This is a genomic window from Pelagimonas sp. (assembly GCF_050633425.1).
In the GTDB taxonomy this organism is placed as follows: domain Bacteria; phylum Pseudomonadota; class Alphaproteobacteria; order Rhodobacterales; family Rhodobacteraceae; genus Pelagimonas.
This window is the reverse complement of the sequence record NZ_JBOEGM010000006.1, coordinates 25,799-42,386: the sequence shown is the minus strand read 5'-3', so window position 1 is coordinate 42,386 and position 16,588 is coordinate 25,799. Positions and strand designations below refer to the sequence as shown.

The following is a 16,588-nucleotide window of genomic DNA, read 5'->3' as shown; positions in this document are numbered from 1 at the left end:
CCGCCTGAATGACCGATCAACCCATCCGCCGCGCGCTGATTTCTGTATCCGACAAGACCGGTCTTATTGACCTGGCCAAGGCGCTGGATGCGCGCGGGGTCGAGATTTTGTCGACCGGCGGCTCTGCCAAAGCCATGCGCGATGCGGGTGTTTCTGTCAAAGATGTCGCCGAAATCACCGGCTTTCCCGAAATGATGGATGGCCGGGTCAAAACCCTGCATCCGATGGTGCATGGCGGTTTGCTAGCCCTGCGTGACAATGACACCCATGTCGCCGCGATGGAGGAACATGGCATTGGCGCGATCGACCTTTTGGTCGTCAATCTCTACCCGTTCGAAGAGACCGTCGCCAAAGGCGCAGAATGGGACGAGTGCATTGAAAACATTGACATCGGTGGCCCGGCGATGATCCGCGCGGCTTCGAAGAACCACGCCTTTGTGTCGGTGGTTGTTGATGTCGAAGACTATGACAAATTGCTGGCCGATATGGATCAGCACGGCGGCGCAACCTGCCCGAAGTTCCGCCGCAAGCTGTCGCAAAAGGCATATGCCCGCACCGCGGCCTATGACGCAGCTGTATCCAACTGGATGGCCGATGCCATTGATCTGGACGCACCCTACCGCCGTGCCAAAGCTGGCACTTTGGCCCAGACATTGCGCTATGGTGAAAACCCGCACCAAAAGGCGGCGTTTTACACCGATGGCACCAATCGCCCCGGCGTCGCCACAGCCTCTCAGCATCAGGGCAAAGAGCTCTCCTATAACAACATCAACGACACCGACGCGGCGTTTGAATTGGTGGCGGAATTTGACCCGGCCGAAACTGCCGCCTGTGCGATCATCAAACATGCCAACCCTTGCGGTGTGGCCCGTGGCGCAACCCTGACCGAGGCCTATAAGGCGGCGTTCAACTGCGACAGCACCTCGGCCTTTGGCGGCATTGTTGCGTTGAACCAAACACTTGACGCCGACACCGCTCGCGAAATCACCGGCATCTTTACCGAAGTGGTCATCGCGCCGGACGCGACGGATGAGGCCAAAGAGGTCTTTGCCGCCAAGAAGAACCTGCGTTTGCTGACAACTGGAGGGTTGCCAGATGTGCGCGCCGGTGGCCAAACCCTGCGCCAGGTCGCCGGCGGCTTCCTGATGCAAGACAAGGATGTTGGTTTTATCGGGTTGGACGATCTCAAGGTTGTGACCAAAGTCGCGCCGAGCGATGAGCAAATGCTTGACCTGCTCTTTGCGTGGAAAGTCGCCAAGCATGTGAAATCCAACGCCATTGTCTATGTCAAAGACGGGGCCACCGTCGGTGTTGGTGCCGGTCAGATGAGCCGCGTCGACAGCGCCTTGATCGCCGCCAAAAAGGCCGAGCGTATGGCCGAGACTTTGGGATTGCCTGAGCCGCTGACCAAAGGCTCGGCTGTGGCATCTGACGCGTTCTTCCCCTTCCCTGACGGGTTGATGGAAGCCGCCGCCGCCGGGGCGACTTGTGTGATCCAGCCGGGTGGCTCGATGCGTGACAACGAAGTCATCGCCGCCGCCGATGAGGCCGGTCTTGCGATGGTCTTCACCGGAATGCGCCACTTCCGTCACTAAGGTATAGGAGGCAAGAACTTGAATTCATTGAAACTTGTTCTTGCCGTTTTGATCCTGATCTGGCCCGCATCCCTGCGGGCCGATCCCGCGAACCATCCCAGGGCCGAGGCCTTGCTCCATGAGCTTCTCGCAACCGGCCCTCGTTCCGAGATGTTCACTCCGGCCTTTCTCAACGCCATCCCTCTGACCCAATTGCACGACATCAGCCGCGACATGCGCGCCGATATTGGCCCCGTTACTCATGTTCATGTTGAGGGCGACAGGTTTGAGATCGAAACCGCCTCTCATCTTGTCACTGGCTTGATCGGCCTGAATGGCATGGGGCGGATCGAAGGGCTGCGCATTCTTGGGGTGACGCCACGGGTTGCTACTCTTGATGAGGCGCTGGCTGGCTTCGCTCCCCTCGGTGCCGATGTTGCTTGGCTTGTGCTGAAAAACGGCGAGGTTCTGGCCCAACGCCAGTCCGATCAACCGCTTGCCGTTGGGTCGGCCTTTAAAATCGCCGTTCTCAAGGTTCTGAGCGAAGATATTGCCAAGGGTGTGCTGCGCTGGGACGACGTGGTCCCCCTTGATAACTCCTTGAAATCCCTGCCAAGCGGTATGTTGCAGGACTATCCTGATGGCGCGCCGATCACGGTGCAAACCTTGGCGTCCTTGATGATCTCGATCAGCGATAACACCGCCACTGATCATCTCATGCATCTGCTTGGCCGCCCCCGGATCGCCGCTGCTTTGGGAATGGATTTTGTGCCAAGCACCCGCGAATTCTTTGCCCTGAAGTTCGACGATGATGCGCGCCAAACCTATTTGGACCACCCCGCCAATCGTGCCGAAATCGCCGCCCAAGCTGCCCAAGCTGCCCAAGCCGCTCAAACGCTCCAAAAATCCGCCAGCTTGCCCGCCTATCAGCCGGGGGTGGAATGGTATGTCGGATTGGATCGGCTTTGCGCCCTGTTGATCGAAACCGCTGATTTGACGCCTTATCGGATTAGCTCCGGCCCGGCGTCGAACAAAGATTGGCGGCAAATCGCCTATAAAGGCGGGTCGGAAATTGGCGTTCTGAACATGACAACCGTGGTGCAGGATAGCCAAGGAAACACGTTATGCGCCGCTGTGACGCTCAATAATGACGTTGCCCTAGACGAAAAGGCGGCTTTTTCGAGCTATCGCGCCTTGCTCAATCTGTTGAGAACCGCAGCAGAGTAACCTTTTTGCGGTGTCTCTACGACTTTTTCCCCGCCGCCAGCGCTTTGCCTTTGATCGTGCTTGGGCTAAATCGGCCCTAATTGATTTGCATTGTCGGCTCAACTACGCGCAAACGTATAGGGGGGGCGACTGAGCGATCCACCTCGAGGATCAAGGCAAAAAAAGAGCAAAAGCCTAAGAAGGGGCAGAAAAAGAACATGGAACGCGTGGGAAAACAGCGTCAAAGCGGGATGTTGCGATTGGTCTGGGCTGTGGCAGGCATTATCTTTGTGATTGATCAGCTGACAAAAATCTGGGTCGTCCATGTGATGGATCTGGCCACGCGTTTGAATATCGAAGTCTGGCCACCGCTGTTGAATTTCCGCATGGCGTGGAATTACGGCATCAATTTTGGTCTCTTGGCGGGCGAAGCCCCCGCGACCCGTTGGATTCTGATTTCCGTTGCTATTGGCATCGTTTTATTTGTCTTGGTCTGGATGCGCCGCGACCCTCCGGGGCGCTATGGGCTGATTTCCGCCGGTATGCTCATTGGTGGTGCATTGGGAAATGTCGTGGATCGTGTCGCCTATGGGGCGGTTGCGGACTTTCTCAACATGTCTTGCTGCGGTTTTGACAACCCATTTGCCTTTAACGTCGCCGATGTGGCGATTTTCGCCGGCGCTTTGGGGCTTGTGCTCTTCCCAGGAGGCAAAAACGCCTCGTGACCTCGCCCGCGCAATGGTTTAAAGCTGTCTTAAAATGAAAACCGGAGGGTGGCGATGCGGATCACGCATCTTGTGGCATTGGTAGCACTTGTGGGTCTTACGGCCTGCAGCAGTGGACGTGAACGGGACATCACCCTTCACAACCTCAAATCCTATAATGGCCAACCTGAGGAATTCTCGGTTCTTCCGGCCAAACCCTTGGTGCAACCCGAAAACTATTCGGATTTGCCGCCCCCGACTCCGGGTGGTGCCAACCGCACCGATCAAACACCCAAAGTTGACGCGGTCGTGGCCTTGGGGGGGGATCCGTCCCGTTTGGCATCGGGGGGGGGCGTTCCATCGTCCGACACGGCGATTATTTCGCGCGCAAGCCGTTATGGCCGCGACGGCGAAATCCGTCAGACCCTGGCGACAGAAGACCACGCTTATCGCAAACGCAAATCGCTCTTTTCATGGTCCATCGTCCCCGAGGATGAATACTACCGCGCCTATAAACGGCAGTCGTTGGATCCCTACAGCTGGTTGGCCCGCTATCGCAAAGCCGGAGCGCGCACCCCCTCGGCACCGCCTCCGGGCCGTTAACGATCCTGTCTTCGGCTCTTTGTTTGCTGAATTGCGGTCACAGAGCTGTCATGACAGGTTGAAGTTAACCAACGGTAGCGTAGGTTCCATCTGACACAATCAGAAAGAGGAGCCCCTATGCCGAGATTGCCCTTCCTTTCCACTCTCGCAGTGTGCGCCATGGCGCTGGTACCGCGATTGGCGGCGGCCAGTGATCAGGTCACAACCTACAAGCTTGATAACGGTATGGACGTTGTGGTGATCGAAGATCATCGTAGCTCGGCTTTGGTTCACATGCTTTGGTACCGCGCCGGATCGGCGGATGAACCGCGCGGCACATCGGGCGTGGCGCATTTTCTCGAACATCTGTTGTTCAAAGCGACGGACAAGCTTGAAGCCGGGGAATTTTCCAAGGTCGTTGCCGCCAATGGCGGGTCTGACAATGCCTTTACCAGCTTTGATTATACCGGCTATTTCCAACGGGTTGCCGCCGATCGCTTGCCTTTGATGATGGAAATGGAATCGGACCGGATGCGCAACATCCGCCTGACCGAAGAAAACATTGCCACCGAACGCGAAGTTATTATCGAAGAGCGAAACACGCGGGTTGAAAATGATCCCGGCTCTTTGTTTCGCGAACAAAGACGCGCCGCGCTCTACCTCAACCACCCTTATGGCACGCCGATTATCGGATGGCGTCATGAGATGGAACAGCTGTCTCTTGAGGATGCGCTGGCCTTTTACCAAAAATACTACGCACCCAATAATACGATCTTGATCGTCGCCGGTGACGTGGAACCGCAAGAGGTTCTGGAACTGGCCAATCAGTATTACGGCCCTTTGCCTGCCAATCCCGAATTGGGGGAACGTGCCCGTCCGTCCGAACCGCGTCATATGGCGGAACGGCGTATGACGTTTCGTGATCCCCGCGTTGCGCAACCCTATGTTATGCGAAGCTATTTGGCCCCCGAACGCGACAGCGGCGACCAAGAGAAAGCCGCAGCTTTGACCATTCTGGCCGAGCTTTTGGCCGGTGGACAAACCAGCGTCCTGACCCGAAAATTACAGTTCGAGACCCAACAAGCGGTGTATAGCAGCGCCTTCTATAGCGGCGTGTCGCTGGATGACAGCACCTTTGGTCTGATCATCGTCCCTGCAGCCGGGGTTTCCCTAGAGGAGGGAGAGGCGGCCTTGGATGCTGCGGTATCGGAGTTCTTGCAAGAAGGCGTGGACGAAGAGCAACTGGCACGGATCAAGTTTCAGATGAAGGCTCAGCAAATCTATTCCCGTGACGACGCCAATGGTTTGGCGCGTCGCTATGGGGTGGCGTTGACCTCGGGTTTAACCGTCGAAGACGTGCAGGCCTGGCCTGATGTTTTGCAGGCCGTGACTGCGGAAGATGTGATCGCCGCCGCCCATGAGGTGTTTAACCTCAAGAATTCCGTGACCGGCTATTTAACTGGCCAAGCCGCCCAGGAGATTGGTCAATGAAACAGATCTTTTTTGCAATCGGCCTGATCTTTGCAAGCCTGAGCGCCCAGGCCAGCACCGATATTCAGGAAGTCGAAAGCGCTGGCGGGTTCAAAGCGTGGCTGGTCGAAGAACCCTCGATCCCATTCGTGGCGCTTGAGCTTCGGTTCAAGGGCGGTGCGTCGCTTGACGCGGCTGGCAAACGCGGGGCCGCCAATCTGATGGTTGCGCTGCTCGAAGAAGGGGCAGGCGACTTGGATGCACGCGCCTTTGCCCAGGCCGGTGAAAGCATCGCGGCGCAATTCAAATACGATATTGGCGATGATTCATTGCGGATTTCGGCAAAGTTTCTGACGGAAACGCGGGATGACGCGATGGAGTTGTTGCGTCTGTCGATGATGTCACCACGTTTTGACCAAGACGCGATTGACCGGGTGCGCAGACAGGTGATTGCGGGCATTCAATCTGACACCAAAGACCCTGACAGCATTGCCAACCAAAGCTGGGATCACATGGTGTTTGGTGACCATCCTTATGGCTCGGATTACAATGGCACCGAAGCCAGCGTTGCGGCTCTGACCCGCGATGATCTGGTTGCGGCGCATCAATCTATCATGACGCGCGATCAGGTCTATGTTGCTGCGGCGGGTGATATTTCTGCCGAGGAACTCGCTGCCTTGATGGATGAGCTCCTGTCCGATTTGCCCGCCACCGGCGCAACGCCCCCGGCCGATCTGGATGTGCAAACCAAGGCGGGCGTTACCGTTATTCCATTCGACACGCCGCAATCGGTCGCAATTTTTGGTCACAAAGGTATGAAACGCCATGACCCTGATTTCTTTGCCGCTTACGTGCTGAATGTTATTCTTGGCGGCGGCGGTTTTGAAGCGCGTCTGATGCAAGAGGTGCGTGAAAAGCGCGGGCTAACGTATGGGGTGTATTCCTATCTGGTTCCCAAAAACCACGCCGAATTGTACCTTGGGCGCGTCGCCTCTGCCAATGATCGTATTGCCGAAGCGGTGTCTGTCATTCAGGATGAATGGGCGAAAATGGCTGAAAATGGCGTGACCCAAGACGAACTCACACGGGCCAAAACCTATCTGACCGGGGCCTATCCTCTGCGCTTTGATGGCAATGGGCCGATTGCGCGCATCTTGGTCGGGATGCAGATGGAGGGGCTGACCCCCGATTACATCACCACCCGGAACGAACAGGTTGATGCGGTGACCTTGGAGGATGTTAAGCGCGTGGCCGCTGAGCTTCTCAAGCCCGACGCGTTGCGCTTTGTTATTGTCGGGCAACCCGAAGGGCTCTGAGCAGCGTCTCGTTTGGTTTTTTAGGGGACGCGCGGTGGCGGCTGTCTGCCCCCTCCGCGCGCATTCTCTCCGAGAGTTTGGCCGAGAGTTTGGCCGAGACTTGAGTCAGCACAGCGTTACACGGAAACAAAAAAGGGCGGGGTGATAAGCCCCGCCCTTTGAATGTTGAAACGCCCTAAATCTTAGAGCAAGCCAGCATGCGCCAGTGCGGCGTCGATCTTGGAGCGGGTTTCCTCTCCGACCGGAAGCAGTGGCAGGCGGACTTCTTCGTCGCAAAGACCCAGCTTCGACATGGCGTATTTCGCGCCGCACAGGCCCGGCTCAGCAAAGATCGCCTGATGCAATGGCATGACCTTATCCTGAAGTTCCAGCGCCTTGGCGTAATCGCCCGCCAAACAGGCCTCTTGCATCTGAGCAAGCAGGGCAGGGGCCGCGTTGGCGGTGACCGAGATGCAGCCGATACCGCCTTGGGCGTTAAACCCATGCGCCGTGGCATCCTCGCCGGAAATCTGCGCGAAATCGGTGCCGCAGGTGATCCGCTGTTGGCAGACCCGCGCCAAATCACCGGTGGCGTCTTTGACGCCGACGATGTTTTTCAGCTTGGCCAGCTCACCCATGGTTTCGGGCAACATATCTACAACCGAACGGCCGGGAATATTGTAGATAACAATCGGCAAATCCGCACTGTCATGGGCGGCGGTGAAATGCGCGATCAGACCGGCTTGGGTCGGTTTGTTGTAATACGGCGTCACCACGAGCGCCGCCTGCGCACCAACTTTGGCGGCAAATTGCACGAATCGGATGGTCTCGGCGGTGTTGTTTGACCCGGCTCCGGCGATCACGGGCACGCGACCGGCGGCTTGTTTCACCACGGTTTCGATCACAGCTTCGTGTTCGTCATGGGTCAGCGTCGGGCTTTCGCCTGTGGTGCCAACCGGGACAAGCCCATGGCTCCCTTGCTCAATTTGCCAATCGACCAAGTGTTTGAGCGTGGCGAAATCCACTGCGCCGTCCTTGAACGGCGTGACCAGGGCTGGCATTGATCCCTTGAACATCTCACGCTCCTATTTTCTGTTCATCATCAGGTTCAGGAGAAAAACCGCCACCAAACAGGATTGTCAGTTGAAGGCCCGCTGGCTGGCTATATCTTCCTCCGTAAGCGTCTATTCCTTTTCAAGCCGGAAAATGCAAGCCGATGTCGCGTGTTCTTGTCTCAGGTTTCCTGACAGTGTTTCTTTTCCTCACCAGCTTGCCTGTGTGGGCCCAAGATGCTGGCCAATCTATGGCCCGTGCGATGGAGGCAATGCGCAACGGCAATTGGGCCGCGGCCCGAATCGAAGCCCGCGGCGATGGTCAGGCCGCTTTGGATGTTATTTTGTGGCACGCCCTGCGCGCCGGGCGCGGTGACGCCGTCGAAGTGCAGGATTTTCTGGCGCGCAATGGGGATTGGCCGGGCTTGGTCTATCTCAAGGAGAAGTCCGAAGCGTCGATGTCATCCGCCTCTTACGCAGATATTCGCGCCTTTTATGACGATCACACCCCTGAAACGGGCACCGGAGCCCTGTCCTTGGCGCGGGCTTGGCTTGATACAGGGGACGAAGGCGCGGCGCAGGCGGAAATCGTGCTGGCATGGCGAACCTTGTCGATGTCGGGTGATGAACGGCGGGCGTTTTTGGAAAATTGGGGCGACATTCTCGGCCCGCATCATGTCGCGCGTCTGGATTACGCGCTTTGGAAGGGCTGGAGCCGCAACGCTGGCGCGATGATTCCCTATGTGGATGACGGTTGGCAGGCTCTGGCCGAAGCCCGTTTGGCCCTGCGCAACAAGGGTGACGGCGTCGATGCTTTGATCGAAAAGGTGCCAGCCGCGCTTCAGGATCATCCGGGGCTGGCCTTTGAACGGTTTATGTGGCGTGTGCGCAAGGGCCGCGACGTCGATGCGATTGCGTTGCTGCTGACGCAGTCGCAAAGTGCAGAAACCTTGGGTGAGCCATGGGCCTGGGCCCGATCACGGCGCGATCTGGCCCGAAAACGCATGCGTGCGGGGGCCGTGACCGAGGCTTATAACATCGCCTCGTCTCACCATCTGGTCGAAGGCTCCAATTTCGCTGATTTGGAATGGCTGTCGGGGTATCTCGCGCTGCGCTTTTTGGACAATCCCGAACTGGCTGTTCAGCATTTTAGCAATTTCCGCGCCGCTGTCTGGACACCCATTTCCCTTGGTCGGGCGGGCTATTGGCTGGGGCGCGCGTTTGAAGCCATGGGCGATGCCAGCGCCGCCAAGGAGGCCTATGGGCTTGGTGCGAAATACCAGACATCGTTTTACGGGCTGCTGGCGGCGGAACGTGGCGGGGTTGGGTTTGACGGCACTTTGGATGGCTCCGAAACCTTCCCCGACTGGCGCAACGCCGCCTTCACCAAAACCTCGGTCTTCAATGCCGGGGTGGTCTTGCTGGCCGCCGGTGAAACAAGCCTGGCCGAGCGGTTTTTGACCCATCTGGCCGAATCGCAAGATCGTGTGGGCATGGGGCAAATTGGCCGGATGCTGGGCGATATGCGTCGGCCCCATATTCAGGTCATGTTGGGCAAACGGGCGGCGAAATTTGGTCATGAGCTGGCAGCCCCCTATTATGCGGTGCCCGATCAGATCGCCAAAGCCTCCTTTCCGGTGCCCAAAGAACTGGTTTTGGCGATCTCGCGCCGGGAATCGGAATTTGATCCCGGTGTGATTTCCGGGGCGGGTGCGCGGGGCTATATGCAGCTCATGCCCGGCACCGCCAAGGAGGTCTCGGGTCAGCTTGGCCTTGAGTATAGCAAAGATAAACTGCTCAGCGATCCGGCCTACAATGCCACGCTTGGCTCCACCTATCTGGCGACGCTGGCGCGTCGGTTCGATGCCAATGCGGTGATGATGGCGGCCGGGTATAATGCCGGACCATCGCGTCCGACCAGATGGATGAAACTCTATGGCGACCCCCGTAAGGGCGAGGTCGATGTTATTGATTTTATTGAGTTCATTCCCTTTGATGAAACGCGTAACTATGTGATGCGTGTCTCGGAAAGTTTGCCGGTTTACCGCGCGCGTCTTGGCCAAAACCCGCATCCGGTGCCCTTCTCCAAGGAGCTGATCGGCTCAACGCTTCCGGCGCTCGCGCCACAGGGTGAATAGGCCTGCGCCAATAATGATGACCGATCCAAGGGCAACATTGGGGCGGATGATCTCGCCAAACAGCATCACACCAAAGGCGCTGGCAAAGGCCAATTGCAGATAGGCAAAAGGTTGCAGCGCACTGGCCTCGGCAATTTCATAGCATTTGATCAACAGGAAATGCCCCAAAATGCCAAGCAGACTCAGCGCAATCATCCACCCCCAATCCGGCGTGCTCATTGGCTCCCAAAAGGTGATGCCAATGATCGTCGCGGTGAGGGCGCCAATTGTGCCGGTCCAGAAAAACGACGTCATGGCGCTGTCATGACGACCTGCAAATCGCGTGAGCAACCCATAGAGCGCAAACATCAACGCCCCAACCAGCGGGATGATCGCATAGGGTGAAAACACCCCGCCCGAGGGCTGTAGGACGATCAGAACACCGACAAAGCCAACGCCAATCGCCCCCCAGCGCCGCCACCCCACATGTTCGCCCAAAACCGGGCCGGACAGGGCGGCGATAATCAGCGGGTAACAGATGAAAATCGCGTGGCTTTCCACCAGTCCAAGATACACGAACGACAGAACTGTCACGCAAATTTCAAGCACCAGAAGAGCGCTTCGAAACAGCTGAAGCCACGGCTTTTTGCTTCGGGCAATCGCTCGTAAACCACCGCTTTGGCGTGTCGCAAACGCAATGACAAAGGCGGCAAAGAACCAATAGCGGATCATCACAACCATCATGACATTGTAGGTGTCAGCCAAATGGCGCGACATGCCATCCTGAACGGCGAAAATGAACATGGTGGCGACCATCAGCCAAATGCCAAGGGCCTGATTTTGCTGTGCCATTTCGGGCCCTCGTCAAAGGGCTTTGCTGGCCCGTGTCATATGTCTCTTACGGCCATAGCCGGGGATGCGCGCCACGTCGAGCCCCGCAGCGACAAGGCCACGTCGCACATGGCCTGCCGCCGTATAGGTGGCGGCGGTTGCTCCCGGTTTCATATGAGCGCCAACCTCAGCCATCAAAGCGGGTGACCACAGCTCAGGGTTTTTGGCTGGCGAAAACCCATCCAAAAACCATGCATCCACTGTGCCGTTCCAGGCTGGCAATGTCTCGCGTGCATCGCCTTGCACCATCTCAAAGCGCAAATCCGGCAGCTGAAATTGCGCAGCTCCCCAATGCGGGGCCAATTCCGAGGCCAGAACAGCCAGCTCTGGAAAGGCGGCCTGAGCGCGGATCATCTCTTGGGGGGCCAAAGGAAAGGCTTCGAATGTGGTGAAATGCAACTGCCCCTGTGCACCCGCCTGCCGCCAAAGCTCCAATGCCGCGAGCAGATTTAACCCGGTGCCAAAGCCCAATTCAGCAATGTGAAACCCATCGCAAAACCGCTCGGGCAAATCGTTGCCTTGCAAAAACACATGCCGGGTTTCGTCCAGCCCATTCTCAAGCGAGAAATATGGGTCGTCAAAGCGGGTCGACACGGGCGTTTCGCCGCGCCAATCGAGGCTGCTGTGGTCTGTCATCGGCTTTGTCCTTACAAGCGTGCCGCAGGACATACAGCGAGTACCAATAATGGCAAGTGCAACGGCAAAAGTGGATGTGACAGTTCGGGGGGCGGGCATTTTCGGCCTGTCCGTGGCGTGGGTCTGCGTTTTGCGCGGCGCCAGCGTGCGTGTTGTTGATCCGTTTGGGCCGGGAACCGGGTCATCGGGCGGGATGGTTGGGGCGCTCGCCCCGCATGTACCCGAAAACTGGAACCCCAAAAAAGCCTTTCAACTGGAAAGCTTGCTGATGGCCGAGGCCTTTTGGGCCAAGGTCGCGGCGGAGGGGGGTGTGTCTGCGGGATATGGGCGCACCGGACGTTTGCAGCCGGTTGCGGATGAGCCCGCTTTGGACTTGGCGCGTCGGCGCGGGCAGGGGGCTGATGATCTATGGCAGGGCCAGGCGGCGTGGGATGTTATCCGTGTCCAAGATGCCGGAGATTTTGCGCCGACCAGCCCAAGCGGCTGGCTGATCCGCGATACACTGACCGCCCGCATGGCACCGCGCCGGGCTTGTAACGCTTTGGTTGCAGCGCTGACGGCGCGTGGTGTTGAGTTCTGCCAAGTGGCACCGGATGCAGGGGCTGTTGTCTGGGCGACGGGCTGGCGCGGTTTGCATGACCTTTCGGATCAACTGGGCCGCAAAATCGGCGATGGCGTCAAAGGTCAATCGGTGTTGCTGCGCCATGCCGCATCCGACGCCCCACAGGTGTTTGTTGGCGGTTTGCACATCATTCCGCATGCGGATGGGACGGTTGCCATCGGCTCGACCTCAGAGCGTGAGTTTGAAGACCCAACGTCTGTGGACGCGCAATGTGACGACCTGATCACCCGGGCACATGAGGCCATGCCCATATTACGAGAGGCCGAGGAGATTGGCCGCTGGGCCGGGGTGCGGCCAAGGGCACGCTCCCGCGCGCCTCTGCTGGGGGCCTGGCCAGGCCGCGATGGGCATTTTGTTGCCAATGGAGGCTTCAAGATCGGCTTTGGCATGGCCCCGAAAGCGGCCGAGGTGATGGCCGATCTGGTTTTAGAGGGCCGAGATGCAATCCCTGACGGGTTTGGATTTGACGCCTGTTGAGTAGGGATAGGGATGGACGCTGGGCTGCGCCCTCGCCCCACCCACCATCCCGCAGGCACAAAAAAACCGGATCGCGAAACGATCCGGCCGTGTTCTTGGGGGGGGCGCTGATGGTCAGTCGAACTTGCGCGACGGTGCCAACACCTTGGCCTCACCGATCAACACCTTCTTGCCATCCACCGAGCAATGGCATTCCAACGTCACGCGGCGTTTGCCATGATCAATATCAACCACTTTGACCTCGGCATAAACCATGTCGCCGGGGCGTACAGGGGCCAGAAACTTGAGCGTCTGACCCATGTACACGGTCCCGTGGCCGGGCAGCTGTTCACCAATCACCGCAGAGATCAAGCCAGCGGTCAACATGCCGTGGGCGATGCGTCCTTCAAAGATCGTATCCTGTGCATAATCGTCATCCATGTGCACTGGATTATGATCCGTCGAAACCTCGGCGAACATCTCGATATCACGGTCGGTGACTTGCTTGCGCAGGTACCGCGACATGCCCATTTCGATATCCTCGATGCAGATCGTGCCGCGTGGCAGGTTGTCCAACATCTCATCCTCCATGATGACCGCCCTACGACCTTTGGGTAACAAACGGGCGTCTTTCTGCTGTGCTTGGTAATTTAATTACTTCGCAGCTGCAGAAAAATCAAGGGGGAATTCTGTTAACGCAGCATCCCTATGCTAAATTGCGGGTTGATGTTTTCCTTGCCAATATAATCCGTTAGCGCCTGAGCCTCGGGATCGGTTGTGGTTTTTGTTTCCGCGCGCGCCAATCCGCCGGTGATAAACAGGGAATCGATGTCCTCGCCCATGGCTCCCAGAATGTCGGTATGCGGTCCGTCGCCAATCGCAAGGATCGAAGCATCGGGGATTCCTGCTTTCAATGTCGCCAAACGTCGGCGCGCCAGATCATAAATCGGCGGGTGCGGTTTGCCGAAATACAGGCTCTCGCCGCCCATTTCGGTATAGAGTTTTGCCAAGGCCCCGGCGCACCATTCGCGTGTCTCACCGCGATCCACAACAATATCGGGATTGGCGCAAAGCAGCTTCAAGCCCATCTGTTTTGCCATCAAAAACTGGGGGCGCATCACGTCAGGGTCGGCATGGGGATCGGTGGGGCCACAACAAACGATGCCCTCGGCCTTGTCCAGCGCGACCTGTTCAATCTCAACGGGGTTGTCGATCAGGCTCAGCGGTTCAAAAAACGGGAGATCATGTGGCTGACCAATGAACCACACCTTGGAGCCGACAGCCCCCTGAAACATCGCCGCGCGCCCACTATCGCCGGATGTGGCGATGTCGTCATAGGCATCGTCGGGCACGTTAAACCGCACCAATTGCTTGGCAACCTCATGGCGCGAGCGCGGGGCATTGGTGACCAGCACCACAATGCCGCCCTTGGCCCGATAGCCCTGCAACGCGGCCACGGCTTCGGGAAAGGCGGTGACGCCGTTATGCACGCACCCCCACAGATCGACAAAAAGCGCGTCATAGCGGTTTGAAATCTCGGAGAGGGAGGAGATAATCTGGGTCATGGTCTGGGATCGCATGTTGGGAACGGTTGCCCCGGTCATCCCATATCGTGCCCCGACTGGAAAGGGGCACGGGCGCAAGTATTCGGTTCAGATCAGGCCTGACCCTGAAGACGCTCGACATAAACGCGCATTTCTTCGGCCTCTTGACGGGCTTCACGCAACCCATCCATCGCTGCCGACAATTCTGCTTCGGTCTGGGCCAATTGGTTGGTCAGCTCGGCTTCGCGTTGTTGCAGATAGGTGATGGCCTGATCGCGGGTCTCTTCGGCCTCGTGCAACTCTTGGCTCATGCGTTCCAGTTGATCCATGTCGGCCTGACTGACGCGGGTAAAACGATGCAGCAGCCAATGGGCAAACCAGCCCACACAAAAGGCCACAAAAAGAATGACAGCCGTCATTATGATGAACTGCGTTCTATCCATCCTTGGTCCCCTCTGCCGCGTCTGCGTCGGCATTGTCGTCTTTTTTGTCATCCCCGGCCCCTGAGGCCTCAGGATCATTTGTAGCAGGATCAGTTGCCGCATCCGCCGCCTCTGCCTCCGCAGCCTCTTCAAGCTTATCTTTCAGCAGGGTAAAGGTGATGCGGCGGTTGGCTTCGCGGCCTTCTTCGGTGTCGTTATCGGCAATCGGTGTCGCTTCGCCATAGCCGGTGACCGTATAGGCCCGCACCGGCACAAGACGTTCTCGTAGCGCATCCAGAACCGCCTGGGCACGGTCTTGGCTTAGCTTCTGGTTCATCGATTCACGACCCTGGCTGTCGGTGTGCCCACCGACCTCAAGCGGGATATTTCCGCACTTTTTCAACAGTGTCGACAGCTCATCCATGATGTCCTCGGCCGAGCCATCCAAGGTCGCCGACCCCGGTTCGAACGAAATTTTACGGGTGCCGATAATCTCGACAATCTGCGCTTCACATTCCTCGGGAGAAGGAAGCCCCAGCGTCGGGTCAAGCTGTTTGATATACTCAACATTGATCTCAAACTCCGACGCATCGCCAAGTTTTGAGGCCAAAAGCTGGGCAATATCGGCGCGGGCATTTTGGTTGCCGGTCTTGCCGGAAATCGCAACATTGTCGGGCGTCACGGTCACCGCCCCGTTCACAAGGCTCGACAAAACTTCCAGCCCGGCCAATGTGCGCACCTGCCAGTCACTGGGCAACCCTTCGGCAACGCGGGCGGCGGTATAGACGTCATCAGACCCAAATCGGGCGCGCGCATAGCTATCCATGGTTTGGCGGGCGATTTCGCTCGACACCCGGCCGCGCAATTGCACTTTGCCTTCGGGGCTTAGGGTTGCGGTGAATTCCGGGGGGCCTTCTTCGGATTGCTCGGGCGCTTTTGGCAGCACCGCGTGCAATGCAAACACGCCGGGCAGGGCGCTTTCAAGCTCCCCGACCACGCGGTCAAACACGTCCTGGCTGGTGCCTTCGGGGGCGACCAGCGAAATATCGGCATTGGTAAATGTGACCGAAGTGCCCTTCAACTCGGCCAGTTTGGCAATCGCCAAAACGGCGGCATCGGCCCACCGGCGCGATGGCACACCAAGGCCAAGCGTGCAGGAGGATTTGCCTTCCAAACCCGCATCGGTGGCGGCTTTTAAAATCCGTTGGCTGGCCTCTTCGGTATCGGCGGAACAGGCGTCAAAACGCGGGCCGCTGTCATCAATGATAAAGCGCAGCGTAAAGGGCGAAATCACCGGGCGCGGGGCGGTCAGCTCCAGCGCCAGTTTCAAGCCCTCCGGCACCCTGCGTGCCAAGCCGCTTTCGATGCGGCGGCGATGTTCTTCGCTTTCGGCCATGGCTTTGATCGCCACCAGGTCGGGGCGCACGGAAATCTGCGAGCGGGGCAAATCACGCAGTGCGGTCAGCGCAAAACTCAGCGCCGTGTCCCAGCCATCAGGTGCAGAATAATCTGCAACTCCAAGCAGGTCAGACACTTCACCCTCACCGGCAAGCTTGGCAAACCCCTCGATCAGCTCTTCGCGATCGGTGGCCTTTGGGATCAGTCCAATCGCCGACACACCGGCATCGTTGCGCAAAATCTCAATGGAAAACTCAGGCGGGGCGATGTCTTCGGGTTCTTCGACCAGCATCTGGTCAATCACCCGCGCCGCATCCACCACGCTTCCGGCGGTGCTCAGCGCTTGGAAACGCGCGGCTTCGTCCGGTGCTGTGCCGATCAAAAAGACCTGCAAGCCGTTGGTATCCACTTCAGCCCATGTCAGCCCGGCCAGATCCAGCTGTTGAAGGACATCGGTCTTTGAAGCGGTTTCAATAACCCCGGCGGAGAAATAGGCACTGACAAGGCTGACAGCGCCAGCCGCAGTGAAAGTTCCGACAAAGGTCGCGATGGAGGAAAGGCGCATAGACGCTCCGGTCCTGATTAAGTCTTAGGCGTTGATACGCAAGCGAAACGGAAT

General features: G+C 58.0%; 15 protein-coding genes. 8 read left to right on the top strand and 7 right to left on the bottom strand.

What is annotated here, in order from left to right; all coding sequences use genetic code 11:
- Positions 1–8: 8 nt before the first annotated feature.
- The 6 genes from purH (at position 9) to ACRBB0_RS05325 (ending at position 6,852) form a co-directional block, all read left to right on the top strand.
- The gene (gene purH / locus ACRBB0_RS05350) at positions 9–1,595 is read left to right on the top strand and encodes a bifunctional phosphoribosylaminoimidazolecarboxamide formyltransferase/IMP cyclohydrolase (protein ID WP_431373376.1); all 1,587 of its coding nucleotides are present in this window, start codon (positions 9–11) and stop codon (positions 1,593–1,595) included.
- 18 nt (positions 1,596–1,613) lie between these two features.
- Positions 1,614–2,801, top strand: a complete 1,188-nt coding sequence (locus ACRBB0_RS05345; protein ID WP_431373375.1) for a serine hydrolase — start codon at positions 1,614–1,616, stop codon at positions 2,799–2,801.
- 233 nt (positions 2,802–3,034) lie between these two features.
- Positions 3,035–3,505, top strand: coding sequence for a signal peptidase II (gene lspA, locus ACRBB0_RS05340; RefSeq protein ID WP_431373393.1), 471 nt, complete (start codon positions 3,035–3,037; stop codon positions 3,503–3,505).
- Positions 3,506–3,559: 54 nt separating this feature from the next.
- Positions 3,560–4,087 carry a DUF3035 domain-containing protein gene (locus ACRBB0_RS05335; RefSeq protein ID WP_431373374.1) on the top strand — a complete coding sequence of 176 codons (528 nt, stop codon included), beginning with the start codon at positions 3,560–3,562 and terminating at the stop codon, positions 4,085–4,087.
- Between the two features lie 117 nt (positions 4,088–4,204).
- Positions 4,205–5,557: a M16 family metallopeptidase gene (locus tag ACRBB0_RS05330; RefSeq protein WP_431373373.1), complete on the top strand. Its 1,353-nt coding sequence runs from the start codon at positions 4,205–4,207 to the stop codon at positions 5,555–5,557.
- Complete coding sequence (locus ACRBB0_RS05325) at positions 5,554–6,852, top strand: M16 family metallopeptidase (RefSeq protein ID WP_431373372.1); 1,299 nt, start codon at positions 5,554–5,556, stop codon at positions 6,850–6,852. The genes ACRBB0_RS05330 and ACRBB0_RS05325 overlap by 4 nt, the downstream gene beginning before the upstream one ends.
- Before the next feature lie 182 nt (positions 6,853–7,034).
- On the opposite strand, the gene dapA is transcribed toward ACRBB0_RS05325, so the two are convergent.
- A complete protein-coding gene (gene dapA, locus ACRBB0_RS05320; RefSeq protein ID WP_431373371.1) occupies positions 7,035–7,907 on the bottom strand; it encodes a 4-hydroxy-tetrahydrodipicolinate synthase in 873 nt (290 codons plus the stop codon).
- 140 nt (positions 7,908–8,047) lie between these two features.
- Here dapA and ACRBB0_RS05315 point away from each other — a divergent pair, with 140 nt between their 5' ends.
- Positions 8,048–10,021 (top strand): lytic transglycosylase domain-containing protein, encoded by a 1,974-nt coding sequence (locus ACRBB0_RS05315; protein ID WP_431373370.1) that lies wholly within the window; start codon positions 8,048–8,050, stop codon positions 10,019–10,021.
- On the opposite strand, the gene ACRBB0_RS05310 is transcribed toward ACRBB0_RS05315, so the two are convergent.
- Together ACRBB0_RS05310 and mnmD are read right to left on the bottom strand one after the other, a co-directional pair.
- Positions 9,986–10,852, bottom strand: a complete 867-nt coding sequence (locus ACRBB0_RS05310; protein ID WP_431373369.1) for a DMT family transporter — start codon at positions 10,850–10,852, stop codon at positions 9,986–9,988. The genes ACRBB0_RS05315 and ACRBB0_RS05310 overlap by 36 nt on opposite strands.
- Positions 10,853–10,864: 12 nt before the next feature.
- Positions 10,865–11,527 (bottom strand): tRNA (5-methylaminomethyl-2-thiouridine)(34)-methyltransferase MnmD, encoded by a 663-nt coding sequence (gene mnmD, locus ACRBB0_RS05305; RefSeq protein WP_431373368.1) that lies wholly within the window; start codon positions 11,525–11,527, stop codon positions 10,865–10,867.
- A 49-nt stretch (positions 11,528–11,576) separates the two neighbouring features.
- Here mnmD and ACRBB0_RS05300 point away from each other — a divergent pair, with 49 nt between their 5' ends.
- A complete protein-coding gene (locus tag ACRBB0_RS05300) occupies positions 11,577–12,626 on the top strand; it encodes an NAD(P)/FAD-dependent oxidoreductase (protein ID WP_431373367.1) in 1,050 nt (349 codons plus the stop codon).
- 114 nt (positions 12,627–12,740) lie between these two features.
- On the opposite strand, the gene ACRBB0_RS05295 is transcribed toward ACRBB0_RS05300, so the two are convergent.
- From ACRBB0_RS05295 to ACRBB0_RS05280, 4 genes are all read right to left on the bottom strand, one after another.
- The gene (locus ACRBB0_RS05295; RefSeq protein WP_097803591.1) at positions 12,741–13,184 is read right to left on the bottom strand and encodes a MaoC family dehydratase; all 444 of its coding nucleotides are present in this window, start codon (positions 13,182–13,184) and stop codon (positions 12,741–12,743) included.
- 113 nt (positions 13,185–13,297) lie between these two features.
- Positions 13,298–14,170, bottom strand: coding sequence for a TIGR01459 family HAD-type hydrolase (locus ACRBB0_RS05290; protein WP_431373366.1), 873 nt, complete (start codon positions 14,168–14,170; stop codon positions 13,298–13,300).
- Between the two features lie 92 nt (positions 14,171–14,262).
- Complete coding sequence (locus ACRBB0_RS05285) at positions 14,263–14,592, bottom strand: hypothetical protein (RefSeq protein ID WP_431373365.1); 330 nt, start codon at positions 14,590–14,592, stop codon at positions 14,263–14,265.
- Positions 14,585–16,534, bottom strand: a complete 1,950-nt coding sequence (locus ACRBB0_RS05280) for an OmpA family protein (RefSeq protein ID WP_431373364.1) — start codon at positions 16,532–16,534, stop codon at positions 14,585–14,587. The genes ACRBB0_RS05285 and ACRBB0_RS05280 overlap by 8 nt, the downstream gene beginning before the upstream one ends.
- Between the last annotated feature and the right edge of the window lie 54 nt (positions 16,535–16,588).